Source organism: Pseudomonas sp. GW821-FHT10B02 (assembly GCF_059415665.1).
In genome coordinates, this window is sequence record NZ_JBWKNR010000011.1 from 147958 (window position 1) to 173599 (window position 25642).

Annotated in this window: 24 protein-coding genes and 2 pseudogenes; 10 read left to right on the forward strand and 16 right to left on the reverse strand. The window is 62.4% G+C overall.

Annotated features, from left to right (window positions below):
• Positions 1-31: 31 nt before the first annotated feature.
• The 8 genes from AC07OF_RS17540 to AC07OF_RS17575 are packed head-to-tail and all read right to left on the reverse strand — an operon-like array spanning position 32 to position 8010.
• Entirely contained in the window at positions 32-1024 is a 993-nt protein-coding gene (locus AC07OF_RS17540) for a septal ring lytic transglycosylase RlpA family protein (protein ID WP_495073281.1), read from the reverse strand.
• A complete protein-coding gene (gene mltB / locus AC07OF_RS17545) occupies positions 1024-2034 on the reverse strand; it encodes a lytic murein transglycosylase B (RefSeq protein ID WP_157191034.1) in 1011 nt (336 codons plus the stop codon). Before mltB ends, AC07OF_RS17540 begins: the two co-directional genes overlap by 1 nt.
• A gap of 17 nt (positions 2035-2051) precedes the next feature.
• Positions 2052-3155, reverse strand: coding sequence for a rod shape-determining protein RodA (gene rodA, locus AC07OF_RS17550; protein WP_051939583.1), 1104 nt, complete (start codon positions 3153-3155; stop codon positions 2052-2054).
• A gap of 38 nt (positions 3156-3193) precedes the next feature.
• Entirely contained in the window at positions 3194-5083 is a 1890-nt protein-coding gene (gene mrdA, locus AC07OF_RS17555; protein ID WP_038606544.1) for a penicillin-binding protein 2, read from the reverse strand.
• 16 nt (positions 5084-5099) lie between these two features.
• Complete coding sequence (gene rlmH, locus AC07OF_RS17560) at positions 5100-5567, reverse strand: 23S rRNA (pseudouridine(1915)-N(3))-methyltransferase RlmH (protein ID WP_010222895.1); 468 nt, start codon at positions 5565-5567, stop codon at positions 5100-5102.
• A gap of 9 nt (positions 5568-5576) precedes the next feature.
• Entirely contained in the window at positions 5577-6005 is a 429-nt protein-coding gene (gene rsfS, locus AC07OF_RS17565; RefSeq protein WP_157191033.1) for a ribosome silencing factor, read from the reverse strand.
• Positions 6006-6050: 45 nt separating this feature from the next.
• A complete protein-coding gene (gene nadD, locus AC07OF_RS17570; RefSeq protein ID WP_408635416.1) occupies positions 6051-6707 on the reverse strand; it encodes a nicotinate-nucleotide adenylyltransferase in 657 nt (218 codons plus the stop codon).
• Positions 6708-6738: 31 nt separating this feature from the next.
• Positions 6739-8010, reverse strand: coding sequence for a glutamate-5-semialdehyde dehydrogenase (locus AC07OF_RS17575; protein WP_495073282.1), 1272 nt, complete (start codon positions 8008-8010; stop codon positions 6739-6741).
• Between the two features lie 182 nt (positions 8011-8192).
• On the opposite strand from AC07OF_RS17575, the gene AC07OF_RS17580 reads away from it, so the two are divergent.
• Positions 8193-8885, forward strand: coding sequence for a DNA-3-methyladenine glycosylase (locus tag AC07OF_RS17580; RefSeq protein ID WP_157191031.1), 693 nt, complete (start codon positions 8193-8195; stop codon positions 8883-8885).
• A gap of 4 nt (positions 8886-8889) precedes the next feature.
• Positions 8890-10206 (forward strand): bifunctional DedA family/phosphatase PAP2 family protein, encoded by a 1317-nt coding sequence (locus AC07OF_RS17585; protein ID WP_157191030.1) that lies wholly within the window; start codon positions 8890-8892, stop codon positions 10204-10206.
• 4 nt (positions 10207-10210) lie between these two features.
• Here AC07OF_RS17585 and AC07OF_RS17590 read toward each other — a convergent pair whose 3' ends face one another.
• Genes AC07OF_RS17590 through AC07OF_RS17600 form a run of 3 tightly spaced genes read right to left on the reverse strand, consistent with a single transcriptional unit; the run spans position 10211 to position 11886 of the window.
• A complete protein-coding gene (locus tag AC07OF_RS17590; RefSeq protein WP_157191029.1) occupies positions 10211-10801 on the reverse strand; it encodes an LON peptidase substrate-binding domain-containing protein in 591 nt (196 codons plus the stop codon).
• 9 nt (positions 10802-10810) lie between these two features.
• Entirely contained in the window at positions 10811-11521 is a 711-nt protein-coding gene (locus AC07OF_RS17595) for an LrgB family protein (protein WP_191831510.1), read from the reverse strand.
• Between the two features lie 2 nt (positions 11522-11523).
• Entirely contained in the window at positions 11524-11886 is a 363-nt protein-coding gene (locus AC07OF_RS17600; RefSeq protein ID WP_157191027.1) for a CidA/LrgA family protein, read from the reverse strand.
• Positions 11887-12055: 169 nt separating this feature from the next.
• Here AC07OF_RS17600 and AC07OF_RS17605 point away from each other — a divergent pair, with 169 nt between their 5' ends.
• From AC07OF_RS17605 to AC07OF_RS17615, 3 genes are all read left to right on the forward strand, one after another.
• A complete protein-coding gene (locus tag AC07OF_RS17605; protein ID WP_157191026.1) occupies positions 12056-12511 on the forward strand; it encodes a MaoC family dehydratase in 456 nt (151 codons plus the stop codon).
• An 88-nt stretch (positions 12512-12599) separates the two neighbouring features.
• Positions 12600-14330, forward strand: coding sequence for a C13 family peptidase (locus AC07OF_RS17610; RefSeq protein ID WP_157191025.1), 1731 nt, complete (start codon positions 12600-12602; stop codon positions 14328-14330).
• A gap of 26 nt (positions 14331-14356) precedes the next feature.
• A complete protein-coding gene (locus AC07OF_RS17615; RefSeq protein WP_157191024.1) occupies positions 14357-14998 on the forward strand; it encodes an oxidoreductase in 642 nt (213 codons plus the stop codon).
• A 67-nt stretch (positions 14999-15065) separates the two neighbouring features.
• Here AC07OF_RS17615 and AC07OF_RS17620 read toward each other — a convergent pair whose 3' ends face one another.
• The 5 genes and pseudogenes from AC07OF_RS17620 to AC07OF_RS17640 form a co-directional block, all read right to left on the reverse strand.
• The gene (locus AC07OF_RS17620; RefSeq protein WP_157191023.1) at positions 15066-15353 is read right to left on the reverse strand and encodes a YceK/YidQ family lipoprotein; all 288 of its coding nucleotides are present in this window, start codon (positions 15351-15353) and stop codon (positions 15066-15068) included.
• Positions 15350-15979: a flavin prenyltransferase UbiX gene (gene ubiX / locus AC07OF_RS17625; protein WP_157191022.1), complete on the reverse strand. Its 630-nt coding sequence runs from the start codon at positions 15977-15979 to the stop codon at positions 15350-15352. Before ubiX ends, AC07OF_RS17620 begins: the two co-directional genes overlap by 4 nt.
• Entirely contained in the window at positions 15976-17325 is a 1350-nt protein-coding gene (gene mpl / locus AC07OF_RS17630; RefSeq protein ID WP_157191021.1) for a UDP-N-acetylmuramate:L-alanyl-gamma-D-glutamyl-meso-diaminopimelate ligase, read from the reverse strand. The genes ubiX and mpl overlap by 4 nt, the downstream gene beginning before the upstream one ends.
• A 66-nt stretch (positions 17326-17391) precedes the next feature.
• A pseudogene (locus AC07OF_RS17635) lies at positions 17392-17535 on the reverse strand (helix-turn-helix domain-containing protein); the annotation flags it as partial.
• 92 nt (positions 17536-17627) lie between these two features.
• Positions 17628-19347 (reverse strand): annotated as a pseudogene (locus AC07OF_RS17640) (sigma-54-dependent Fis family transcriptional regulator); the annotation flags it as partial.
• Between the two features lie 268 nt (positions 19348-19615).
• Between AC07OF_RS17640 and exaC the strand changes: the two are divergent.
• From exaC to AC07OF_RS17665, 5 genes are all read left to right on the forward strand, one after another.
• Positions 19616-21136 carry an acetaldehyde dehydrogenase ExaC gene (gene exaC, locus AC07OF_RS17645; protein WP_157191019.1) on the forward strand — a complete coding sequence of 507 codons (1521 nt, stop codon included), beginning with the start codon at positions 19616-19618 and terminating at the stop codon, positions 21134-21136.
• Positions 21137-21245: 109 nt separating this feature from the next.
• The gene (gene eat / locus AC07OF_RS17650) at positions 21246-22694 is read left to right on the forward strand and encodes an ethanolamine permease (RefSeq protein WP_157191018.1); all 1449 of its coding nucleotides are present in this window, start codon (positions 21246-21248) and stop codon (positions 22692-22694) included.
• A 51-nt stretch (positions 22695-22745) separates the two neighbouring features.
• Positions 22746-24140, forward strand: coding sequence for an ethanolamine ammonia-lyase subunit EutB (locus AC07OF_RS17655; protein ID WP_495073283.1), 1395 nt, complete (start codon positions 22746-22748; stop codon positions 24138-24140).
• 11 nt (positions 24141-24151) lie between these two features.
• A complete protein-coding gene (eutC, locus tag AC07OF_RS17660; RefSeq protein ID WP_157191016.1) occupies positions 24152-24976 on the forward strand; it encodes an ethanolamine ammonia-lyase subunit EutC in 825 nt (274 codons plus the stop codon).
• Positions 24977-25080: 104 nt separating this feature from the next.
• A complete protein-coding gene (locus AC07OF_RS17665; RefSeq protein WP_157191015.1) occupies positions 25081-25539 on the forward strand; it encodes a GNAT family N-acetyltransferase in 459 nt (152 codons plus the stop codon).
• The last annotated feature ends 103 nt before the right edge of the window (positions 25540-25642 follow it).

Below are 25642 nucleotides of genomic sequence, written 5' to 3' on the forward strand. Positions count from 1 at the left end.
GCTTGCATGACAAACCGACCAGTCCCCCCGATCAGTCCGCCGTCACAACTTTTGGCTGGCCAAGGTTGGCCAGACGCACACTGTCCTGCATCTGCTGGGCTTCGCCCTGGCTGTTGATCGGCCCCATGCGTACGCGGTGCAGGGTCTGCTGGTTGCGCACGATCGAGCTGATGAAGACCGGCGCGCTGACCATACCGCTCAGCTTGGAACGCAGCAGTTCGGCGGCATCCGGGTTGGCGAAAGCGCCGACCTGCAAGTAAAGACCATTGCTGGCCTGGTTACTGGCGATCTGCACAGGTACGACCGCTGCGGCATGCTGCTGCGGCGGTGGCGTCCACTGCTCAACGGCACCGGTGCCGGGCGTAAACGCCTGGGTCTGGGCCACCTGCGGCTGATCCAGCACCATCGGCGCCGGCTGGCCACGCTGAGCCCACCACTGTTTCGGGTCGATACCCTCGACACGCACGCGCGCGGTACCGGTTTCGGCGTAACCGAGCTTCTTCGCCGCCGCATAGGACAGGTCGATGATGCGGTCCGAATAGAACGGGCCGCGGTCGTTGACGCGCAGGATCACGCTGCGATGGTTGTCCAGGTTGGTGACCTTGACGTAGGCCGGCAGCGGCAGGGTCTTGTGCGCCGCGCTCATGCCATAAAGGTCATAGACCTCGCCGTTGGCGGTGTTCTGACCGTGGAACTTGGTGCCGTACCACGACGCCGTACCCTCGGCGCGATAGTTGCGCGAGTCCTGGATCGGGAAGTAGGTCTTGCCCAATACGGTGTAGGGGTTGGCCTTGTAGTTGCCGGTATGCACGGTCGGCGTGGCATCCGGGATCTTCGAGACATCGACGTCCCACCACGGCGCGCCGTCCTTGTGCGCCCGGTTGATGTCCAGGCCGGGCTTGGCCCGCACCACATTGGTGCTTTGCTGTGTCGACGGCTTGCTGGAAGAGCAACTGGCCAGCATCAGGCCCAGGGCCGCACAGCCGATCAGTTTGAGGGATGTATCAGAAAACATTACGCGCATTACTTGGCGCCCCGTGCTTGAACCAGCAGGTCCGATAGCTGATGTACCGCCATCGCGTACATCACGCTGCGGTTGTAGCGAGTGATCGCGTAGAAGTTCTGCAGACCCAGCCAGTATTCGGGGCCGTTGTCGCCTTCAAGCCGGAAAGCGGTGACCGGCAGATCATCGCGCAGCGCATCATGACTTGACCAGCCCAGTGCCCGCAACTCCCCGACCGTCTTGACCGCGTCAATCCCGGGGGTCAGGCCCTCGTCGATGCGATCACCGCTGGCCGTGGCACGGCTGACCACCGGTTCACCGGCGACCCAGCCATGGCGCTTGAAGTAGCTGGCAACGCTGCCGATGGCATCGTCCGGGTTGTTCCAGATATTGATGTGGCCGTCACCGTCGAAGTCCACGGCGTAGGCGCGAAAGCTGCTGGGCATGAATTGCGGCAGGCCCATGGCGCCGGCGTAGGAACCTTTGAGAGTCAGCGGATCGACCTGTTCTTCACGCGCCAGCAAGAGGTACTCGCGCAGCTCCTTGCGGAAGAACTCGGCCCGCGGCGGGTAATCGAAGCCCAGGGTCGAAAGCGCATCGATCACCCGGTAGTTGCCGGTATTGCGGCCAAAGAAGGTTTCAACGCCGATAATCGACACGATCACCTGGGCCGGGACGCCATACTCCTGCTCGGCACGGGCCAGGGTCGCCTCGTGCTGACGCCAGAAGTCCACGCCACGGGCGACCCGCGCGTCAGTGAGAAACATCGGCCGGTAATCCTTCCAGGGCTTTACCCGTTCGGCCGGCCGGGAAATCGCATCGAGGATCGACTGCTTGCGCTTGACGTCGCGAAACACATCCATCAACTGCTCGTCGGCAAAGCCATAATCGCGGGTCATCTCAGCGACGAACTCAGCTACCTGAGGCGAGCCGTCATAGTCGCCTGCGACCGCTTGCTGACCACCACCGAGCAAGCCGAGCAGGCCCACCCAGGGCGCACAACGAGCTGCCCAGCCACGCATTGCTTGCATGTAATTCTTCACCTTATTCAAACCTGTGCAATCCATTTGCGATGCGTATGGATCGACATTAAAACCCCAAACGCTGACAGCAGCGTCACTAACGAAGTTCCGCCATAACTAATGAAGGGCAGCGGCACGCCCACCACGGGCAACAAACCGCTGACCATACCGATATTGACGAACACATAAACGAAAAAGGTCATGGTCAGGCTGCCAGCCAGCAACTTGCCGTAGAGCGTCTGGGCCTGGGCGGTAATCACCAGGCCACGGCCGATCAACAACAGGTAGATGAGCAGCAGCGCACAGATACCGACCAGACCAAACTCCTCGCCCAGCACGGCGATGATGAAGTCGGTGTGGCTTTCCGGCAGGAAGTCCAGGTGCGACTGGGTGCCGAGCAGCCAGCCCTTGCCAAACACACCACCGGAACCGATGGCCGCCTTGGACTGGATAATGTTCCAGCCGGTACCCAGCGGGTCGCTTTCCGGATCGAGGAAGGTCAGTACCCGCTGCTTCTGGTAGTCGTGCATGACGAAGAACCACATGGCCACGGCCACCGGCACTGCGGCGGCGAGCACACTGAGGATCCAGCGCCAGCGCAGCCCACCCATGAACAGCACGAACGCGCCCGAAGCGAGGATCAGCAACGCCGTGCCGAGGTCCGGCTGACGCACGATGAGGATGAACGGCACACCAATCATGATCAGGCTGATCATCACATGCTTGAGGTGCGGTGGCAGGGAGCGCTTGGCCAGGTACCAGGCAATGGTGGCCGGCATGATGATTTTCATGAATTCCGAGGGCTGGAAGCGAATCACCCCGGGAATGTTGATCCAGCGTGTGGCGCCCATGGCGTTGTGGCCCATGACATCCACCACCACCAGCAGGATCACCCCGCAGACGTAGGCCAAGGGCACCCAGCGCGCCATGAACCGCGGCTCCAGCTGGGCGATGACGAACATCGACACCAGGCCGATGCCGAACGAGCTGGCCTGTTTGAGCAGCAGGTCCCAGTTCTTGCCACTGGCCGAATAAAGGACGAACAGGCTGCCCGCCGCCAGGGTCAGCAGCAGGATCAGCAAGGGGCCGTCGATGTGGATGCGCTGCAGGAAGCTGGCGCGACGACGCATCACGTCTTCGCTGGAAAGCATGCGATCGAAATTGTTCTTCACTGGGCCGATTCCTGAGCGACGGTGGCGGGAGCGAACTCGGATTTGAGTCGGCCATTCTCGTCGAGCAACCAGGCGTCCATCACCTGACGCATCACCGGCGCTGCGACGCGGCCACCCGCCTCGCCGTTTTCGATCATGACCGAGACTACGATCTTTGGGTTCTCTGCCGGAGCGAAGCCGACGAACAAGGCGTGGTCACGGTGGCGCTCCTGAACCTTGTTGCGGTCGTACTTCTCGCCCTGCTTGATTGCCACCACCTGGGCGGTACCACTCTTGCCGGCAATGCGGTACTGGGCACCGGCGGCGGCAGCGCGGGCGGTACCACGGGCGTTGTGCATCACCTGCTCCATGCCATGGGTGACCTTGGCCCAGTCGGACTTGTCGCGCAGGACGATGTCTTCCATCGGATTCTCGTCCACCGGCGGCTGGCCTTCGATGGTCTTGGCCAGGTGCGGACGGTTCCATTTGCCCTTGCTGGCGATCAGCGCGATCGCCTGGGCCATCTGCAGCGGCGTGGTCTGCATGTAGCCCTGGCCGATACCGAGAATCAGGGTTTCACCCGGGAACCAGGCCTGGCGGCGGGTAGCGCGCTTCCATTCGCGGGTCGGCATCAGGCCGGCGGACTCCTCGAACATGTCGAGGGAGACTTTCTGCCCGAGGCCGAACTTGTTCATGTAGCTGGACAGGCGGTCGATGCCCATCTTGTGCGCCAGATCGTAGAAGTAGGTGTCGTTGGAACGCATGATCGCCAGGTCGAGGTCGACCCAGCCGTCACCGCTGCGGTTCCAGTTGCGGTACTTGTGGTCATAGTTGGGCAACTGATAGTAGCCCGGGTCGAACACCCGGCTGCTGGCCGTGACCACACCACTGTCGAGGCCGGCGATGGCCACTGCCGGTTTGATGGTCGAACCCGGCGGGTACAAGCCCCGCAGCACACGGTTGAACAGCGGCCGGTCGATCGAATCGCGCAGGTCGGCATAGGCCTTGAAGCTGATGCCGGTGACGAACGGGTTGGGGTCGAAGCTTGGCTGGCTGACCATCGCCAACACTTCACCGGTGTTCGGATCGAGCGCGACGACGGCCCCACGACGCCCGCCCAGCGCGGCCTCGGCAGCTTCCTGCAACTTGATGTCGAGGCTCAGGACAATGTCCTTGCCTGGGATCGGATCGGTGCGCTTGAGTACCCGCAGTACCCGGCCCCGGGCGTTGGTCTCGACCTCTTCGTAGCCAACCTGGCCATGCAGCTCAGGCTCGTAGAAGCGCTCGATACCGGTCTTGCCGATATGGTGGGTACCGCTGTAGTTGACCGGATCGAGGGTTTTGAGCTCTTTCTCGTTGATCCGCCCGACATAGCCGACCGAGTGAGCGAAATGCGCACCCTGCGGGTAATGCCGGACCAGCTGGGCAACCACCTCGACACCGGGCAGGCGGAATTGATTGACCGCAATCCGGGCAATCTGCTCCTCGGTCAGCTCGAACAGGATCGGCACCGGCTCGAACGGCCGACGCCCCTGGCGCATGCGCTTTTCGAACAGCGTACGGTCGTCCGGGGTCAGCTCCAGCACCTCGACGATCACATCGAGCACCTGCTGCCAGTCGCCGGAGCGCTCACGGGTCATGCTCAGGCTGAAGCTTGGCCGGTTATCGGCGATGATCACCCCATTACGGTCGAAAATCAGCCCGCGAGTCGGCGGAATCGGCTGCACATGCACCCGGTTGTTTTCCGACAGGGTCGAGTGATAGTCGTACTGGATCACCTGCAGGTAATACAGGCGCGCGATCAGCACGCAGATCAGCAGGACGATCGCCACGGCACCGACCACGACGCGACTGCGCACCATACGGGCGTCTTTCTCGTGATCCTTGAGGCGAATCGGCTGCGTCATTGAAAGGCTTACAGGTTCATTTGTGGTAAGGGTGCCCGGACAACACGGTCCAGGCGCGGTACAGCTGTTCGCCGATCAGTATCCTTACCAATGGGTGCGGCAGGGTCAGCGGCGACAGCGACCAGCGCTGCTCGGCCCGCGCACAGACTTCCGGCGCCAGCCCTTCCGGGCCGCCGACCATGAAGTTCACGGTACGCGAGTCCAGGCGCCAGCGGTCCAGCTCGACCGCCAGTTGCTCGGTACTCCAGGGCTTGCCATGGACCTCCAGGGTGACAATCCGTTCCCCTGGCTGGACCTTGGCAAGCATGGCCTCGCCCTCCTGACGAATCAGGCGGGCGACATCGGCATTCTTGCCCCGGGTGTTGAGCGGTATTTCCACCAGCTCCAGCGACAGCTCCGAGGGCAGGCGCTTGGCATATTCATGCCAGCCGTCCTCGACCCACTTGGGCATGCGCGAGCCGACCGCGATCAGACGCAGACGCACAAGCCTTCCTTATTCCCGGTCTTTGAGATTGTCGGAATAGGCGTGGGTGTTTTCCGGGCTGTGGTGCTTGCCATCGGCGGCACGGCTCTGCTCGGCACCCATCCACAGACGTTCGAGGTCGTAGAACTGACGGGCAGCGGCGGTCATCATGTGCACGATGACGTCGTTGAGGTCGAGCAGCACCCAGTCGCTGTCGCCCTTGCCTTCTTCGCCCAGTGGCTGCACGCCCTTGGCCTTGACCTGCTCACGGACCTTTTCCAGCATGGCGCTGATCTGGCGGTTGGAAGTACCGGTGGCAATGATCATGTAGTCGGTCAGGCTGTGCTTGTCACGCACGTCGATAACCTGGATGTCCTGGGCCTTGACCTCTGCCAGGGCGTCTTTGGTCAGTTCGACCAGTTCTTCGGCGCTAACGGCACTGTGTTTTTGCTTGGTCATATAAAACTCATTCAACTCAATAGTGTGAGGTGCTTCACAGCACCTTCAGTTCGGCGCACGGTACAGGTTGTGCGCATCGATGTAGGCCAGTACTGCGTCCGGCACCAGAAACCGCACCGACTTGCCGCTGGCCAGCAGCTGTCGGATCTGCGTGGCTGACACCGCAAGCGGCGTCTGCCAGACGAATGCAATTTGTCCCGCAGGCCCTGCCAGGGCCTGCGGATCACTGACTGAGCGTGCGGCCAACAGGTTGCGCAGGGCATCCGGTGGCTCGACGTCGGCATCCGGGCGTTGCAGCACCAGGATGTGACAGTGTTGCAGCAATTCTTCCCAACGGTGCCAACTGGGCAGGCCGCAAAACGCGTCCCAGCCCAGCAGCAGAAACAGCTGGTCCGAAGCGGCCAGTTCGGCGCGCATCAGTTCCAGTGTTTCGATGGTATACGACGGCGTGTCGCGCGCCAGTTCTCGCGCATCCACCGACAAAGTCGGCACGCCTTCGACCGCACAACGGACCATTTCCAGGCGGTCCTGGGCCGATACCTGCGGCGTGTCCCGGTGCGGCGGGCGGGCATTGGGCATCAGCCGCAGCTCGTCCAGCGCCAGCACCTCGGCCACCTCGAGCGCGCTGCGCAAGTGGCCGATGTGTACCGGGTCGAATGTCCCGCCGAGCACGCCAATGCGCCGGGCGGGCGACATCGTCATGACTGCAGCGAGCGGTTTGCGCTCGGCCAAGTCAGAGCGACTCCTGTCCACGCAGTTGACCGTCGCCGATCACCACGTATTTTTCACAGGTCAGGCCTTCCAGGCCGACCGGGCCGCGGGCATGCAGTTTGTCGGTGGAAATACCGATTTCCGCGCCCAGACCATACTCGAAACCGTCGGCAAAGCAGGTCGGGGTGTTGATCATCACCGAGGACGAATCGACCTCGGCAGTGAACTGCCGGGCCTGACCCTGATGTTCGGTGACGATGGAATCGGTGTGATGCGAGCCGTAATGATTGATGTGCTCGATGGCCTGGTCCAGACCGTCGACCACGCGGATCGACAGAATCGCCGCCAGGTACTCGGTGTTCCAGTCGGCCTCAGTGGCCGGCACGGCATCGATGATCTGGCGGGTACGCTCACAACCGCGCAGTTCGACGCCTTTTTCCCGAAATTGACGGGCCATTTCCGGCAGGAAGTCCGCCGCGACCGACTGATCGACCAGCAGGGTTTCCATCGCCCCGCAAATGCCATAACGGTAGGTTTTGGCGTTGAAGGCAATACGTCGGGCTTTGTCCAGCTCAGCGTGCTCGGCCACATAAACGTGGCAGATACCGTCCAGATGCTTGATGACCGGCACCCGTGCATCACGGCTGATGCGTTCGATCAGGCCCTTGCCGCCGCGCGGCACGATCACATCGACATAGTCGGGCATGCTGATCAACGCGCCGACGGCTTCGCGGTCGGTGGTTTCCACGACCTGCACCACCGCAGCCGGCAGGCCGGCTTCGGCCAGGCCACGCTGGATACAGGCGGCAATGGCGCGGTTGGAATGAATGGCTTCGGAGCCACCGCGCAGGATGGTGGCGTTGCCCGACTTCAGGCACAGGCTGGCGGCATCGATGGTCACGTTCGGCCGCGACTCGTAGATGATCCCGATCACGCCCAGCGGCACGCGCATCTTGCCGACCTGGATACCCGAAGGCCGATAGCTCATGTCGCGGATCGCCCCGACCGGATCTGGCAGGCTGGCCACCTGGCGCAGGCCGACGATCATGCCGTCGATCCGTGCCGGGGTCAGCGCCAGGCGCTCAAGCATGGCTGGCTCCAGACCATTGGCGCGACCAGCGGCCAGGTCCAGTTCATTGGCGGCAGACAGCTCGGCGCGCGCGGCGTCCAGGGCATTGGCCGCGGCCTGCAGCGCACGGTTCTTCTGCGCGGTACTGGCGCGGGCGATGACGCGGGCAGCTTCACGGGCGGCGCGACCCAGGCGGGTCATGTAGTCAAGAACGGACTCAGTCATGGGCTCAGTGTCTTGGCGAAGGGGAAATCGGCTGATTATAACTGGCACGTCGCCCCACGCCCAGCGGTGACAGGCGGATGGTCGAAAACAGTGTTCAATGTGCTGCTGCAAGCCCCCTGTTCAGCATCGATTAAGCCAGAAATTGCTATCATCGCCGCCCTGACCACTGCGATTACGCCCGCATGCCCGACTCAGCCCCCTGCCCGTCCCGAGCCCTGCCCGACAGCTTCTTCGACCGCGACGCCCAGGAACTGGCCAAAGCCCTGCTGGGCAAGGTTATCCGCCACCGTCACGGCCCGTACTGGCTGGCGGCACGGATCATCGAGACCGAGGCCTATTACCTGAGCGACAAAGGCAGCCACGCGTCGCTCGGTTACACCGAAAAGCGCAAGGCGCTGTTCCTCGATGGCGGACACATCTACATGTACTACGCGCGCGGCGGCGACTCGCTGAACTTCAGCGCCCATGGCCCGGGCAATGCCGTGCTGATCAAGTCGGCCTATCCGTTCGTCGACGCCATCAGCGACGATAACAGCCTGGCGCAGATGCAACTGAACAACCCCGACGCCAGCGGCCAGGCCCGTCCAGCCGAACGCCTGTGCGCCGGGCAGACGCTGCTGTGCAAGGCCCTGGGCCTGAAAGTGCCGCACTGGGACGGCAAACGCTTCGACCCCGAGCAACTGTTTGTCGAAGACTGCGGTATCAATGTGAAACACATTATTCAGGCCGCCCGCCTGGGCATTCCCCATGGCCGCGACGAACATCTGCCCTACCGTTTTGTCGACGCCGACTTTGCCCGCCATTGCACGAGGAACCCGCTGCGCCGGGGCCAAGTCGAAGGTCGGGACTACTTTTTACTGACACAAGGAAACTGACACGATGGGCCAATGGCTCGACAGCCTGACCGGTTGGCTTGGCGCCAACCCGCAATGGCTTGGCTTGGCGATTTTTCTGGTGGCCTGCGTGGAGTGCCTGGCCATCGCCGGGATCATCGTGCCGGGTACTGTGTTGCTGTTCGGCGTGGCCGTACTGGCCGGCAGCGGTGCCCTGTCACTCGGCGAAACCCTGTTGCTGGGATTCCTCGGCGGCCTGCTGGGTGACGCCATCTCCTATACCCTGGGGCGCAAGTTTCATCAGAACATCCGGCGCCTGCCGCTGTTACGCCACCATCCGGAATGGATCGGTGGCGCTGAGACCTATTTCCAGCGCTACGGCATCGCCAGCCTGCTGGTCGGTCGTTTCATCGGCCCGCTGCGACCGATGCTGCCGATGGTCGCCGGCATGTTCGACATGCCCCTGCCACGCTTTATCGCCGTCAGCCTGCTGGCCGGTGCCGGTTGGTCGGTTGCGTACCTGCTGCCGGGCTGGGCCACTGGCGCGGCGATGCGCTTGCCGCTCCCCGAAGGCTTCTGGCTGGATGCCGGGCTGATTAGCGCAGGCCTGGCGCTGCTGCTCGGGATCAGCATCAACTGCAGCTTGCGCAGCCTGCGTGGTGGCACCCGGGTCATCGCCCTCCTCAGCCTGGTGGCTTTGGCCGCATTGTTTCTCGGCTGGCCGTATCTGCATGAATTCGACCAGGGCTTGATGACCCTGATCCAGGAACATCGCAGCAATGTCATCGATGGCAGCGTGGTACTGATCACGCGCATGGGTGATTTTCGTACCCAGTTCTTCCTCGGTGGCTTGCTGACCGGCCTGTTGTTGCTGGCACGTCAATGGCGTCCGGCGATCTTTGCCGGTACCACCCTGATCGGTACGGCCCTGGCCAACGGCAGCCTGAAATGGCTGTTCGCCCGCGCCCGCCCGGAAGTGCTGACCGATCCCTTGACCACCTACAGCATGCCCAGCGGCCACAGCTCGGCAGCCTTCGCGTTTTTCCTGGTGCTGGCGGTACTGGCCGGACGCGGTCAGCCGGCGCGCATGCGCCTGACCTGGATCCTGCTGGGGTGCTTGCCGGCGCTGGCCATTGCGCTGTCGAGGGTCTATCTGGGCGCGCACTGGCCAACCGATATCCTCGCCGGGGCCATGCTCGCCTGCTGTATCTGCGCCACCAGCCTGACGCTGATCCAGCACCGCGAGCCGATCACCGCCCTGCCGTTGAAAGTCTGGTGGTTGATACTGCCGGCGTGCGTGGCGCTACTGGCGTTCTTCAGCCTGCATTCGCTGCCGCACGCCCTGCTGCGCTACCAGTACTGAGGCGTCAGGCGAACAGTTCACCCTGCAGCCGATCGAGCAACGCCTGGATTGCATCCAGGCGTTGTTTTGGAGAGTCGATGGCCAGCAGGTCAAGCTTGTCTTCCTCGACAAAGGGCAGCAAGTAGGCCAGCTGGTTGGCCAATCCCTGCTGGCCGGTGACCGTCACCGGCATGCCCAGGGCTTCGACCATCGGATGCTCGCCCAGGGCTTGCAACAGCGCCAGCAAGTCATGATGGTCATCCGCCAGCGGCAGGTCGTCCCCCTCTGGCAGCCAGGTCACATCGGCGACCAGCAACTGGTCCTTCTGCACCTCGAAAGGCCCGACGCGAAAACGCCGGGTGCCCTCGACGCGAATGCCGAGCAGGCCGTTGTCCTGCTGCTGAAAGTCGCGGATCACCGCCTCGCAGCCTATCTCGGAAAAACCAGTCGGCGCGCTGCCAACCTGGTGACCTTCAAGAATGCACACAACACCGAAGCCACCGCCCTGTTTCATGCAGCGGCCGATCATGTCCAGGTAGCGCGCCTCGAAAATCTGCAGATCGAGAAAGCAGCCTGGAAACAACACGGTATTGAGCGGAAACAGCGGTAAGGTCATTGCTACTCCTCAAGCAACCAGGCTGACCGCCAGCGGCAGGAACACCGCCGTGGCAACGCCCATCAGACTCATCGCCAGGGCCGCAAAGGCCCCGCATTCATCACTTTCCTGCAGGGCCACCGAAGTGCCCACTGCGTGAGCGGTTACGCCCAGTGCCATACCCCGCGCCTCCGGGCTGTGCACACCACAGCGCGACAGCAAGCCTGGGCCGAAGATTGCGCCAATCACCCCGGTGATCAACACAAACACCGCCGCCAGGGCGGCCACGCCACCGATCTGCTCGGCCACCAGCATGGCGATCGGCGAAGTCACCGACTTGGGCGCCATGGTCATCAGGATCATGTGCTCGGCGCCAAACCACCAGCCCAGCAGCAGACAAGCGCCGGTCGCGACGATCCCTCCGATTACCAGCGTAGTAAAGGTCGGCCAGAACAGCTGGCGAATCCGCCGCAGATTGAGATAAAGCGGCACCGCCAGCGCCACCGTCGCCGGCCCCAGAAGGATACTCATGATCTCGGTACTTTTGCGGTACTCGCTGTAAGTCAGGCCACAGGCGAGGAGTACGCCAATGACGACCAGCATCGACACCAGCACCGGCTGGAGGAAAATCCAGCGGGTCTTTTCGTAGGCCGCCAGCACCAGTTGGTACGCCCCCAGGGTAATGCCGATGCCGAACAATGGATGGTGAATGACCGCGTCCAGTGCGCCGCTCCAGTCCAGGCTCATGGCTGCTCCTCACGCTTGGCCTGACGGGCGATGAGCTTTTGCATCAGCACTCCGACGAAGGCCAGGGTAACCAGCGCCGAAATCACCAGGGCACCGACGATGGCCCAGAAATCCGCGGCGATATCCGCGGCGTAGACCATCACCCCCACCGCTGGCGGCACCAGCAGCAACGGCAGGTAGCGCAACAGGCTATTGGCTGCCTCGCTCAGCGGCGCGCCCACCTCACCGCGCACCATGAGGAACACCAGCAGCAGCAACAGGCCGATGATCGGCCCGGGCAAGATGGGCACGAACAAGTGATTGATTGCCGTCCCAAGCAATTGAAACAACACCAGCCAGGTCAAACCACGCAACAGCATAACTATCTCCTTCAGGCCTGGCGGCCATTATAAGCACGCTAACGACTTGCCTATAACCTGATATTCGCCGAAAACATGGCGACTTGACCGCTTTGTGCAGGCGTGCTGATCTTAGTCTTTCGAATCTGCCGAAATCATAAGAAAACCAAAAATCATCTGGAGAGTCACAATGCCCTTTGTACCTGTTGCAGAGCTGTCGCAGTACGTTGGAAAGGAACTGGGATGTTCCGAATGGCTGACCATCGATCAAGCGCGCATCAACCTGTTTGCTGAAGCCACAGGCGACTTCCAGTTCATCCATGTGGACCCGGAGAAGGCGGCAAAAACGCCATTTGGCAGCACCATCGCTCACGGTTTTCTCACCCTGTCGCTGATCCCCAAGTTGATGGAGGACATCCTGGTCCTGCCTGAAGGTCTGAAGATGGTCGTCAACTATGGCCTGGACAGCGTGCGTTTCATCCAGCCGGTCAAGGTCGACAGCAAGGTCCGCCTTAAAGTTGACCTGAGCGACGCCTTCGAGAAAAAGCCCGGCCAATGGCTGCTCAAATTCACCGCCACCCTGGAAATCGAAGGCCAGGAAAAGCCCGCCTATATTGCCGAGCCGCTGACACTCTGCTTCGTCTGAGGCCGCCCTGCACTGAAACAGCCGCTGCGGCTGTTTCAGCCTGCACATTGTGCGGCATACTCGGGGCCTTACCCGTCCGGACCCCGTCATGCGCCCACTTGTTCCCCTTGCCCTGACCTTGCTGCTCGCCGCCTGTGGCGATGGCGAACCGCTGTCTCCACCTGATGCCCGCCTGCCCGATGGCGGCCGCTTCCGGGGCCAGGTCGTCGATGGCCTGCTGCAAGGCGAAGGGCGCATCGATTACCCCAACGGCAGCTGGTATGCCGGCAACTTCCATAATGGCCAGTGGCATGGTCAGGGCGAGTGGCATGGCAGCAATGGCGAGGTCTACCGTGGCCAGTTCCAGCAGGGCCTGTTCCATGGCCTGGGCACCCTGAAGACACCGGGCAGCAGCTACACCGGTGGTTTCAAGCTGGGCCGCCGCGATGGCGAGGGCACCCTGAAAGAAACCGGCCTGTTGTACCGCGGCCAGTTCAAGGACGACCAATACCATGGCGCCGGGCATCTGGAGCTGGCCGACGGCAGCCAGTACCAGGGCCTGTTTGCCCGCGGCAAACCCAATGGCGAAGGCATCCGCAGCGACGCCAGCGGCAACCAGTTCAGCGGTCGCTTCGTCAGCGGTCAGCTCGAAGGCAGCGGCACCTTCAATAGCGCCGAAGGCGACCAGTACATCGGCGCCTTTCGTGACAATCACCTGGAAGGCCGCGGCCGCTACGAAAGCACCGACGGTGATGTCTGGATCGGCCAGTTCAAGGACGGCACGCTCAACGGCAAGGGTGAGCTGATCGGCGCCGATGGCAGTCACTACAAGGGCAACTTTGTCGACTGGCGCTTCTCCGGCAAGGGCCGCCTGCAACTGGCGGACGGTAGCCTCTACGTCGGCGGCTTCGAAAACGACACCTACCAGGGGCCTGGCCGTCTGACCTTGAGCGATGGCAGCAGCCAGAGTGGTTACTGGGTCAATGGCCAGCGCGTGCGCGACGAGCAGGGCCGCCTGTTACCTGATCCACTGGAGCTGGCCTTGCTCAATCAAGGTCGCCTGCTGGAACAGGCCCTGGCCAAAGTGCCGGCCTCGACGCCGGAAATCGAACTGTACAGCCTGGCCCTTGCCGGCGACGGCAAGCAAAGCGTGTTTCTGCGCGAAGCCGACTATGTCAGCAACTTGCTCAAGAGCCGCTTTGGCGCGGTAGGCCAGATCACGCTGGTCAATCACCGCGACCATCTGGATGACCGCGCGCTGGCCACCCGCGAGAACCTTGCCCGGGCGGCGCAAACCCTGGCCGAGCGTAGCGGCCCCGAAGACCTGCTGTTCATCTACCTGACCAGCCATGGCAGCCACGAGCACGAACTGGTGCTGGACCTGCCGCGCATGCAACTGGCCGACCTGCCCGCCGACGCCCTGGCCAGTGCCTTGGCGCCATTAAAAGATCGCCACAAGGTAATCGTCATCTCCGCCTGCTATTCAGGGGGATACATCGACGCACTCAAGGACAACATGACCCTGATCATGACGGCCTCACGCGCCGACCGCGTATCATTCGGCTGCTCTGAAGAAGCCGACTTCACCTATTTCGGTGACGCGTTGTTCGCCCAGGCCCTGAACCAGACCGACAACCTGCGCCAGGCCTTCGACCTGGCCAGCGCCAGCGTTGCCGGGCGCGAAGCGGCAGAAGGATTCGAAGCGTCCGAGCCGCAGATCTGGGCGCCCGCCGAGGTGCTCGCGCACTGGCAGCGACTGCGCCAGCAACAGGCACGCAAAGCGTTGCAGAGCAATGCGGACAAGCAGACTGGACATGCAAAAAATGCCAGTTCCCACTAAGCTGACTGTATCAAGGGAGAGACATCATGTACTTGACGCCTCAGCATATCCTGCTTGCCGGAGCCACCGGTCTCACCGGTGAACATCTACTCGATCGGCTGCTCAGCGAGCCTACCGTCAGCCGAGTACTGGCCCCGACCCGCCGGCCATTGGCCGCACACCCGCACCTGGAAAACCCGGTCGGCGATCCCGCGCTGTTCCTGCCGCAGCTGGCCGGTCGCGTCGATATCGCCTTCTGCTGCCTGGGTACCACGATCAAACAGGCTGGCTCCGAGCCGGCCTTCCGCGCTGTCGACCTGGACATGGTCGTGGCCTTCGGCAAGCGCGCCCGGGAGATGGGGGCACGCCATCTGCTGGTGGTCAGTGCCATGGGCGCCGACCGCAGATCACCGATTTTCTACAACCGGGTCAAGGGTGAGATGGAATACGCGCTGAGGGCCCAGGACTGGCCGCAACTGACCATTGCCCGACCTTCCCTGCTGCTCGGTGACCGAGAGGAACCACGCCTGGTCGAACAGATTGCCGGCCCTCTGTCGAAACTGATTCCCGGAAAATACCGCGGCATCGAGGCCTGTCAGCTGGCTCGGGCGCTGTGGCGTCTGGCGCTGGAAGAACAGGATGGCATTCGCATTGTCGAGTCCGACGAACTGCGCAAGCTCGGGAAGTAATCCTGGGCACACCGAGTTCACACCGATCCATTGTGGGAGCTGGCATTGCCAGCGATGAGGCCCCCAGCTACAGCCCGCCAGTAGCCTGAAACCCCACCCCCAACGCGGTCAACACCGACAAGGGCAACAACAAGGTATCCAGCAAGGCACTACCCGGTAGATCCAGCCCCGGGTAGTGCGGCGCTTCGGCACCGAAACGGTCCATGGCGCAGCAACCACCCTGCAATGCGTACAAATCCAGACGCGTGCCGCTATACACCAACGGCGCCCCCGGCTTGGCCGCATCCAGCGTGCGCACGGTGGCACAACCGCTAACCAATAAAACCATCAGGCCGACGCCAAGCAGTCGCTTCATTCATCAGCGCCAAAGTGATGCTCGCCCCAACGCGGCAGCATGTCCTGGGGAATATTCAGCACATTGAGAATCCGCGCCACGACAAAGTCGATCAGGTCGTCGATGGTCTGGGGCTGATGGTAGAACCCAGGTGCTGCCGGCAGGATCACCGCGCCCATTTTCGACAACTTGAGCATGTTCTCCAGATGAATACTGGAAAACGGCGCTTCACGCGGCACCAGAATCAGTTGCCGACGCTCTTTAAGAGTGACATCGGCAGCACGCTCGATCAGGTTGTTACAGGCCCCGGTGGCAATGGCCGAGAGCGTACCGGTGGAACACGGCACTACCACCATCGCCGCGGGAGCGCCGGAGCCAGAGGCCACCGGCGACATCCAGTCTTCCTTGCCATACACGCGAATCTGCCCGGCGGCGGCGCCGGTGTACTCGGTCAGGAAGGCCTGCATCGCCTGAGGTTTGGCCGGAAGCACCACATCGGTCTCGGTCGACATCACCAGTTGCGCCGCCTTGGAGATCAGGAAATGCACCTCACGGTCTTCGCGCACCAGGCAATCGAGCAGGCGCAGACCATACTGCGCCCCCGAAGCCCCGGTCATCGCCAGGGTGATGCGTTCCGGCCCGCTCATTTCAGCGCCTCGGCCAGTTTGCCGTGCAGCCCGCCAAAGCCGCCGTTGCTCATGATCACCACCTGGGTGCCGGGCGTAGCCTGGCTTTTGACCCGTTCGATGATCGCTTCAAGGCTGTCGGCGACCACCGAAGGCACCGTGCACTCGGCGGCGGTGGCAGCCAGGTCCCAACCGAGGTTGGGTGGTGCGTACCAGATGACCTGATCGGCGTCGTTGACGCTTTCTGGCAAGCCATCACGGTGGGCGCCCAGCTTCATCGAGTTGGAACGTGGCTCGATCACCGCGATCAGCGGTGCATCGCCAATGCGCTTGCGCAGGCCGTCGAGGGTGGTGGCAATCGCGGTCGGGTGATGAGCGAAGTCGTCATAGATCGTCACGCCCTGCACTTCAGCGACTTTTTCCATACGCCGTTTGACACTTTTGAACGCGCTCAACGCAGCGATACCCATGGCCGGCACCACACCGACATGGCGAGCAGCAGCCAGGGTCGCCAAAGCATTGGCGACGTTGTGCTGACCGGTCAGTTCCCACTCGACTACGCCCTGGGTTTCACCTTCGAAGCTGACTTCAAAGCGTGAGCCGTCGGCGCTGAGCAGTTTGACCTGCCACTGTCCGCCTTCACCGGTGGTCTGCACCGGGGTCCAGCAACCCATCTTGATCACCCGTTCCAGGGCCGGTTCGGTAGTCGGATGAATCACCAGGCCTTCGCTCGGAATCGTCCGCACCAGGTGGTGGAACTGCCGCTCGATGGCGGCCAGGTCCGGGAAGATATCGGCGTGATCGAACTCAAGGTTGTTGAGGATCGCGGTACGCGGACGGTAGTGCACGAACTTCGAGCGTTTGTCGAAGAAGGCACTGTCGTATTCATCGGCCTCAACCACAAAGAACGGCGTGCCGCCCAGACGTGCCGACACCGAGAAGTTCTGCGGCACGCCACCGATCAGGAAGCCCGGACTCATGCCGGCATGCTCCAGCACCCAGGCCAGCATGCTGCTGGTGGTGGTTTTGCCGTGGGTACCGGCAACTGCCAGCACCCAACGGCCTTGCAGGACGTGGTCAGCCAGCCATTGCGGACCCGATACGTAGGGCAGGCCCTTGTTGAGCACGTACTCAACCGCAGGATTACCCCGCGACAGGGCGTTGCCGATCACTACCAGGTCGGGTGCCGGGTCCAGCTGGGCGGCGTCATAACCCTGGGTCAGCTCGATGCCCTGGGCCTCAAGCTGAGTGCTCATGGGCGGATAGACATTGGCGTCGGAGCCGGTGACCCGATGCCCGAGCTCTTTGGCCAGCACCGCCAGAGAGCCCATGAAAGTGCCGCAGATACCAAGAATATGAATGTGCATTATCGACCTCGCAAAACGTCGAGGCAGGGTAGCCCAGGGCGCAGGAATTCGCATCCTGTGTTTCGCTCAAAGGCTCCGGGCGATACCGTGTTTGCGAAGTTTTCGATACAAGGTATTGCGGCTGACGCCTAACTGGGCTGCTACATGGGTCATGTGCCAGCGTTGTTGTTCGAGGGCGGCAAGCAATGCGCTGCGTTCAGCCTCCTGCAACGCCGGTGGGAGCGGCGGTGCGACGACTCGACTTGCCCCGCGAGGCGTTGGATCAGACAGACCGCTATCGCGGGGCAAGCCCGCTCCCACAATGTTCGGCAAATCTCTGAGGCTGATAGTGCTGTCATCACACAGCGCTACCAAGGTGCGCAACACATTACGCAACTGCCGTACGTTCCCTGGCCAGGCGAAATCGAGCAAGGCCTGGCGTGCCGAGGGCTCCAGCGTTACTGACTGCTCGCCTGCCTCTTCAGCCAGAATGAAATCAAGCAGCTGCGACTTGTCACTACGCTCACGCAAGGCCGGCAGCTCGATCTCCAGGCCATTGAGCCGGTAATAAAGGTCTTCACGAAAGCTGCCATCCTCTACCCGCTCCAGCAGGTTGCGGTGGGTGGCACTGATGATGCGCACGTTGACCGCCTGTGGCTCGCCACCGATCGGCACCACCATGCGATCCTCCAGCACCCGCAACAGACGGGTCTGCAGGGCCAGCGGCATGTCACCGATTTCATCCAGCAACAAGGTGCCGCCATCAGCCTGCTGCAACTTGCCGCGCATGCCCTCCTTGCGCGCACCGGTAAAGCTGCCGCCGCGATAACCGAACAGCTCGCTCTCGATCAAGCTTTCCGGAATCGAGGCGCAGTTCAAAGCGACAAACGCCCGGTCGCGGCGCTGGCTGGCCTGGTGTACGGCCTTGGCAAAGGCCTCCTTGCCACTGCCGGTTTCACCATTGATCAACAACGGCACATCACGTTCGAATACGCGCACGGCGCGACGAAAATCGTTCTGCAGCGCAGGATCAAGCAGGCAGATCGATCCCGCCTTTTCCACCTTGACGGCAGGGACTGGCGTTGGCAACGAAGGCGGCACCGGCTGGCGCACCTGCCCCCGCAAACTGGCAAACAGCAAGCGCCCATCGCGGGTACGCAATGGCCAGCTGGCACTGGCATGAGTCGTGGTACGGCTGAACAGTTCATCCAGGGCACAGTCGAAGAACATCTCCACCGGCTTGCCCAATGCGCCGCCACGAATAGTGCCAAGCAGGTTCAAGGCGCTCTGGTTGACCGCGCAGATTCGCCCGTCACCATCGAAGGCCAGCAAGCCTTCACTGAACAGGCCGACCGACTCAGCCTGCAGGTGAAAACGCAGCAGCCACTGGTTCTCGAAGTAGCGCAGGAAATAGCAGCTCTCGATCATCTTCGCCGAGAGATTGACCAGGGCCATGGTGTGGAACTGGCTCTGGCGCGACACGTCCGGGCGCGCCGAAGACACATCGAGTACCGCCAGCAGCTCGCCGTGCGGATCGAACACCGGACTGGCCGAACAGGTCAGGCCGGTGTGCCTGCCACGAAAATGTTCGTCTTGATGGATGGTCAGCGCCTGCCGCTCGACCAGGCATGTGCCGATGCCATTGGTGCCCTCGCGGGCCTCGCTCCAGTCGGCGCCCAGCCACAGCCCGGCACGCTCGAACACCCGCCGTTCGGTGGGCGCGGTAACACAATTGAGGATCACCCCGCGGGCATCGGTCAGCAACACCGCGTGCCCTGCGCCGGACAACTGCTGGTGCAGGCTGTTCATCTCATTGCCGGCAATTTGCAGCACCTGCTGCAGGCGCTCGCGGCTCTCCAGTACGCGGCCATGCTCAAGCACGGTCGGCGCCATGCTCTGGGCCGGGTCCAGGTGGTAATCCTCCAGGCAGCGCAACCATGAGCGGGCAATCGACGGGTCACTGCCCGGCCCGTGCATCTGTGCCTTGCCCTGGGTCACCGTGAGCACTTGCCGGGCGTGCCGGCTGAGGTGATTGTTCTGCACTTTTTATTGTTCTCCGCAGACGAGATCGGCCCAGCATCCTCCACCCGTCCGCGCATTGCAATGCTGGCTTGACCGCTGGGTCACGGCCTGTGTCATCAGCGGTACAAAGTGTCACCCACGCTGTACCGACGCTGCTACACCACCACCTTCCGCCGCCTGGCAAAGTACCGCAAACCCTTGATTTTACTAGGCCCGGCAACACTGGCCCGAGCCTTGCTCTATGCTTTAGGTATCCTCCCCAACAAACACAATAGCCAGGAGACACACCATGCGTTACGCACATCCCGGTACCGAAGGCGCCAAGGTTTCCTTCAAGAGCCGTTATGGCAACTACATCGGTGGCGAGTTCGTAGCTCCAGTCAAAGGGCAGTACTTCGAAAACACCTCACCGGTGAACGGCCAACTGATTGCCGAATTCCCGCGTTCCAGCGCCGAAGACATTGAAAAGGCCCTGGACGCCGCCCATGCCGCCGCTGACGCCTGGGGCTCGACCTCGGCGCAGGCGCGCTCGCTGGTCCTGCTGAAAATCGCCGACCGTATCGAACAGAACCTCGAACTGCTGGCCATCACCGAGACATGGGACAACGGCAAGGCCATTCGCGAAACCCTCAACGCCGACATCCCACTGGCTGCCGACCACTTCCGCTACTTCGCTGGCTGCATACGCGCCCAGGAAGGCGGTGCGGCCGAAATCGACGGCAACACAGTGGCCTACCACCTGCACGAACCATTGGGTGTGGTCGGCCAGATCATCCCGTGGAACTTCCCGATCCTGATGGCCGCCTGGAAACTCGCACCAGCCCTGGCAGCCGGCAACTGCGTGGTACTCAAGCCGGCCGAACAGACCCCGCTGGGCATCACCGTGCTGCTGGAACTCATCGGTGACCTGCTGCCCCCTGGCGTCCTCAACGTGGTGCAAGGCTATGGCCGCGAAGCCGGTGAAGCTCTGGCCACCAGCAAGCGCATCGCCAAGATCGCCTTCACCGGCTCCACCCCGGTGGGCTCGCACATCATGAAATGTGCCGCCGAGAACATCATCCCGTCGACCGTGGAACTGGGCGGCAAATCACCGAACATCTTCTTCGAAGACATCATGCAGGCCGAGCCTGCCTTCATCGAGAAAGCCGCCGAAGGCCTGGTACTGGCCTTCTTCAACCAGGGTGAAGTGTGCACCTGCCCGTCGCGGGCGCTGGTGCAGGAGTCGATCTACCCGGCGTTCATGCAAGAGGTGATGAAGAAGATCAAACAGATCAAGCGCGGCGACCCGCTGGACACCGACACCATGGTCGGCGCCCAGGCCTCCGAGCAACAATTCGACAAGATCCTCTCGTACCTGGAAATCGCCGAGAAAGAAGGCGCCGAGCTGCTCACCGGCGGCAAGGTGGAAAAACTCGAAGGCAGCCTGTCGACCGGTTACTACATCCAGCCGACCCTGCTCAAGGGCACCAACCAGATGCGCGTGTTCCAGGAAGAAATCTTCGGCCCGGTGGTGAGCATCACCACCTTCAAGGACGAAGCCGAAGCACTGGCCATCGCCAACGATACCGAGTTCGGTCTTGGTGCAGGCGTCTGGACCCGCGACATCAACCGCGCCTACCGCATGGGCCGCGGCATCAAGGCGGGCCGCGTATGGACCAACTGCTACCACCTGTACCCGGCTCACGCCGCGTTCGGTGGCTACAAAAAGTCCGGCGTCGGCCGTGAAACCCACAAGATGATGCTCGACCACTACCAGCAAACCAAAAACCTGCTGGTCAGCTACGACATCAATCCGCTGGGCTTCTTCTAACCCACAAACAGAGCGGCCCCACCCGGGGCCGCTCTGGCTCGCTTCCTGCAAGACCATCACCAGAAACATCGGCACCCGCCGGTCACGATAAAAAAAACAGGTGAACCCTATGCCAAGCGATCATACCGGCAGCGTGCCGGCAGGCTCTTCTGTCGACTTTGAAAAAGTCGGCACCGACTATTTCCAACAACGTGAACTGAAAAAGGGCGCAGCAGGCTGGGTACTGCTGGTCGGCCTGGGCGTTGCCTATGTGATTTCCGGCGACTATGCCGGCTGGAACTTCGGCCTGGCCCAGGGTGGCTGGGGCGGGATGTTCCTTGCCACGTTGCTGATGGCGACCATGTACCTGTGCATGTGTTTCTCCCTCGCCGAGTTGTCCTCGATGATCCCTACCGCCGGTGGCGGCTACGGCTTTGCCCGCAGCGCGTTCGGCCCCTGGGGCGGATTCCTCACCGGCACGGCGATCCTGATCGAATACGCCATCGCCCCGGCAGCCATTGCCGTGTTCATCGGCGCGTACTGTCAGTCGCTGTTCGGTATTGGCGGCTGGATGATCTACCTGGCCTTCTACACCATCTTTATCGGCATCCACATCTTCGGCGTTGGTGAAGCACTGAAGCTGATGTTCATCATCACTGCCATCGCGGCGATTGCCCTGGGCGTGTTCCTGGTGGCCATGGTGCCGCATTTCAACGTCAATAACCTGTTCGACATCGCCCAGACCGATGCCGTTGGCGCCAGCAGCTTCCTGCCGTTCGGTTATGTCGGCGTGTGGGCGGCAATTCCTTACGCGATCTGGTTCTTCCTCGCCGTCGAAGGCGTACCGCTGGCCGCTGAAGAAACCAAGAACCCCAAGCGCGACCTGCCTCGCGGCCTGATCGGCGCCATGCTGGTGCTGCTGGCCTTCGCCCTGCTGATTCTCGTGGTCGGCCCTGGCGCCGCCGGTGCCGAAGCGTTGAAAAGCTCGGGCAACCCGCTGGTCGAAGCGCTGGCCAAAGCCTACGGCGGCTCGACCTGGATGGGCAGCTTCGTCAACCTGGTGGGCCTGGCCGGCCTGATCGCCAGCTTCTTCTCGATCATCTACGCCTACTCGCGGCAGATCTTCGCCTTGTCCCGTGCTGGCTACCTGCCGCGCAAGCTTTCGGAAACCAACAAGAGCAAGGCCCCGGTCCTGGCCCTGGTGATCCCCGGCATTATCGGTTTCGGCCTGTCACTGACCGGCCAGGGCGACCTGCTGATCCTGGTTGCGGTGTTCGGCGCTACGCTGTCTTATGTACTGATGATGGCCGCGCACATCACCCTGCGGATCAAACGCCCTAAAATGGAGCGCCCATACCGCACCCCGGGCGGGATCTTCACCTCAGGCGTGGCCCTGGTGCTGGCCTGCATCGCCGTGGTCGCCGGCTTCCTGGTTGACCCTCGGGTGGTGATTGGCGCTGCGATCATCTATGGCGTACTGATTGCCTACTTTGCGTTCTACAGCCGACACCACCTGGTGGCCGGAACACCGGAAGAGGAATTCGCCGCGATCCAGAAGGCCGAAGAGGCCCTGCACTGATCAACGCTATCTGCGCCGCAGGTCAGGCCTGCGGCGTTCTGGAGATTCTGTATGGCAAGTTTTGTACACACGGCAGGTCAGCAGACCTACCGCTTTGAAAGCCTTAAAGAAGTAATGGCCAAGGCCAGCCCGGCGCGCTCAGGTGACTTTCTCGCTGGCGTTGCGGCCAGCAACGATGGCGAACGGGTTGCCGCACAAATGGCCCTCGCTGACATCCCGCTCAAACACTTCCTCAGCGAAGCGCTGATCCCTTACGAAGAAGACGAAGTCACCCGCCTGATCATCGACACCCACGATGCCAGTGCCTTTGCCGCAGTCAGCCACCTGACCGTCGGCGGCCTGCGCGACTGGCTGCTCAGCGACCAGGCCGATGAAACCAGTCTGCGCGCCCTGGCGCCCGGACTGACCCCGGAGATGGCCGCCGCCGTGTCGAAGATCATGCGCGTGCAGGACCTGGTGCTGGTGGCGCAAAAAATCCGTGTGGTCACCCGCTTTCGCGGCACCATGGGCCTGCGCGGACGCCTGTCGACCCGTCTGCAACCCAACCACCCGACCGACGAACCGGCCGGGATCGCCGCGAGCATCCTCGACGGCCTGCTCTACGGCAACGGCGACGCCATGATCGGCATCAACCCGGCCACCGACAGCATCGCCTCGATCTGCGCCCTGCTGGAAATGCTCGACGCCATCATCCAGCGCTATGACATCCCTACCCAGGCCTGTGTGCTCACCCACGTGACCACCTCGATCGAAGCGATCAACCGCGGCGTGCCGCTGGACCTGGTGTTCCAGTCGATCGCCGGCACCGAGGCGGCCAACGCCAGTTTCGGCATCAACCTCAATGTCCTTAAAGAGGGCTATGACGCCGGCCTGAGCCTCAATCGCGGTACCCTCGGGCAAAACCTGATGTACTTCGAAACCGGCCAGGGCAGCGCACTGTCGGCCAACGCCCACCATGGCGTCGATCAACAGACCTGCGAAACCCGCGCCTATGCCGTGGCCCGCCACTTCAAGCCGTTTCTGGTCAACACCGTGGTCGGCTTCATCGGGCCGGAGTACCTGTACAACGGCAAGCAGATCATCCGTGCCGGGCTGGAAGACCACTTCTGCGGCAAGCTGCTCGGCGTGCCCATGGGTTGCGACATCTGCTACACCAACCATGCCGAAGCCGACCAGGACGACATGGACACGCTGCTGACCCTGCTTGGCGTTGCCGGGATCAACTTCATCATGGGCATCCCCGGCTCCGACGACATCATGCTCAACTACCAGACCACCTCGTTTCACGACGCGCTGTATGCACGCCAGACCCTCGGCCTGAAACCGGCGCCGGAATTCGAAGCCTGGCTGGCGCGCATGGGCATCTTCACCCAGACCGATGGCCGGGTGCGTTTCGGTGACAACCTGCCCCCGGCTTTCCGCCAGGCCCTGGCCCAACTGGGATAAGCGAGGCGACCATGGACAACACCCCACAGCACGACAACAGCGCCAACCCCTGGCTGGAACTGCGCCGCCTGACTCCAGCGCGCATCGCCCTCGGCCGCACCGGCACCAGCCTGCCGACCGGCGCCCAGCTGGACTTTCAGTTCGCCCATGCCCAGGCCCGCGACGCCGTGCACCTGGCCTTTGATCACCAGGGGCTGCGCAGCCAGTTGAGTGAGCGCCAGCGCGACAGCCTGCTGCTGCACAGCGCCGCCGCCGACCGCGACAGTTACCTGCAACGCCCCGATCTGGGGCGGCGCCTGCACCCGGACTCGGCGCAACTGCTGCGCGAGCATGCCCAGACCAACCCTGGCGGCGTCGACCTGGCCATCGTGGTCGCCGACGGCCTCTCGGCCCTGGCGGTGCACCGTCATACCCTGCCGTTTCTGACCCGTTTCGAAGAACAGTCTGCCGCTGAAGGCTGGTCAACCTCGCCGGTGATCCTGGTGGAACAGGGCCGCGTGGCGGTGGCCGACGAAGTGGGCGAATTGCTCGGGGCGAAAATGACCGTAATCCTGATCGGCGAACGCCCGGGCCTGAGCTCCCCCGACAGCCTCGGCCTGTACTTCACCTACAACCCCAAAGTCGGCCTGACCGACGCCTACCGCAACTGCATATCCAATGTACGCCTGGAGGGACTCAGCTACGGCATGGCCGCTCATCGCCTGCTGTACCTGATGCGCGAGGCGTGCAGACGGCAGTTGTCCGGGGTCAACCTCAAGGATGAGGCGCAGGTGCATACGCTGGAGGCAGACGCCGGCACGCCAAACAAAGGAAACTTCCTGTTAAGCAAACCCTGAGGTGCAAACATTTCGTAGATTGCGCTTTCTAATTATCTTCAGGCAGCATCTGCCAAGGCGGCCGGCAATTTGCCGCACACTCCCATGGACCCTGAGGCCTGCTTATGCGGATCATCAAAGCCACTCTGGAACATCTGGACCTGCTTGCCCCGCTGTTCGTCAAATACCGCGAGTTTTATGGCCAGTTGCCATACCCGGACTCTTCCCGCTCGTTTCTGGAAAAACGCCTGGAGCGCGGTGAATCGATCATTTACCTCGCCCTGGCGGACGATGACGACAACAAGCTGATGGGCTTCTGCCAGCTCTACCCGAGCTTCTCGTCGCTATCGCTCAAGCGCGTGTGGATCCTCAATGACATCTACGTCGCCGAAGATTCCCGACGCATGCTGGTCGCCGACCACCTGATGCGCGAAGCCAAGAAAATGGCCAAAGAGACCAATGCCGTGCGCCTGCGCGTCTCCACCAGCAACAACAATGAAGTGGCGATGAAGACCTACGAGTCCATCGGTTTTCGTGAAGACAACGAGTTCAAAAGCTATATCCTGCCGATCAACCCGGACTGATGCGTCACCTGTGGGAGCTGGCGGCAGCCTGCGATGGGCTGCGCAGCGGCCCCACTGACCGTAACTGACTGGCACTGCCCGGTGCCAGCCTTGTTTTGTTTAG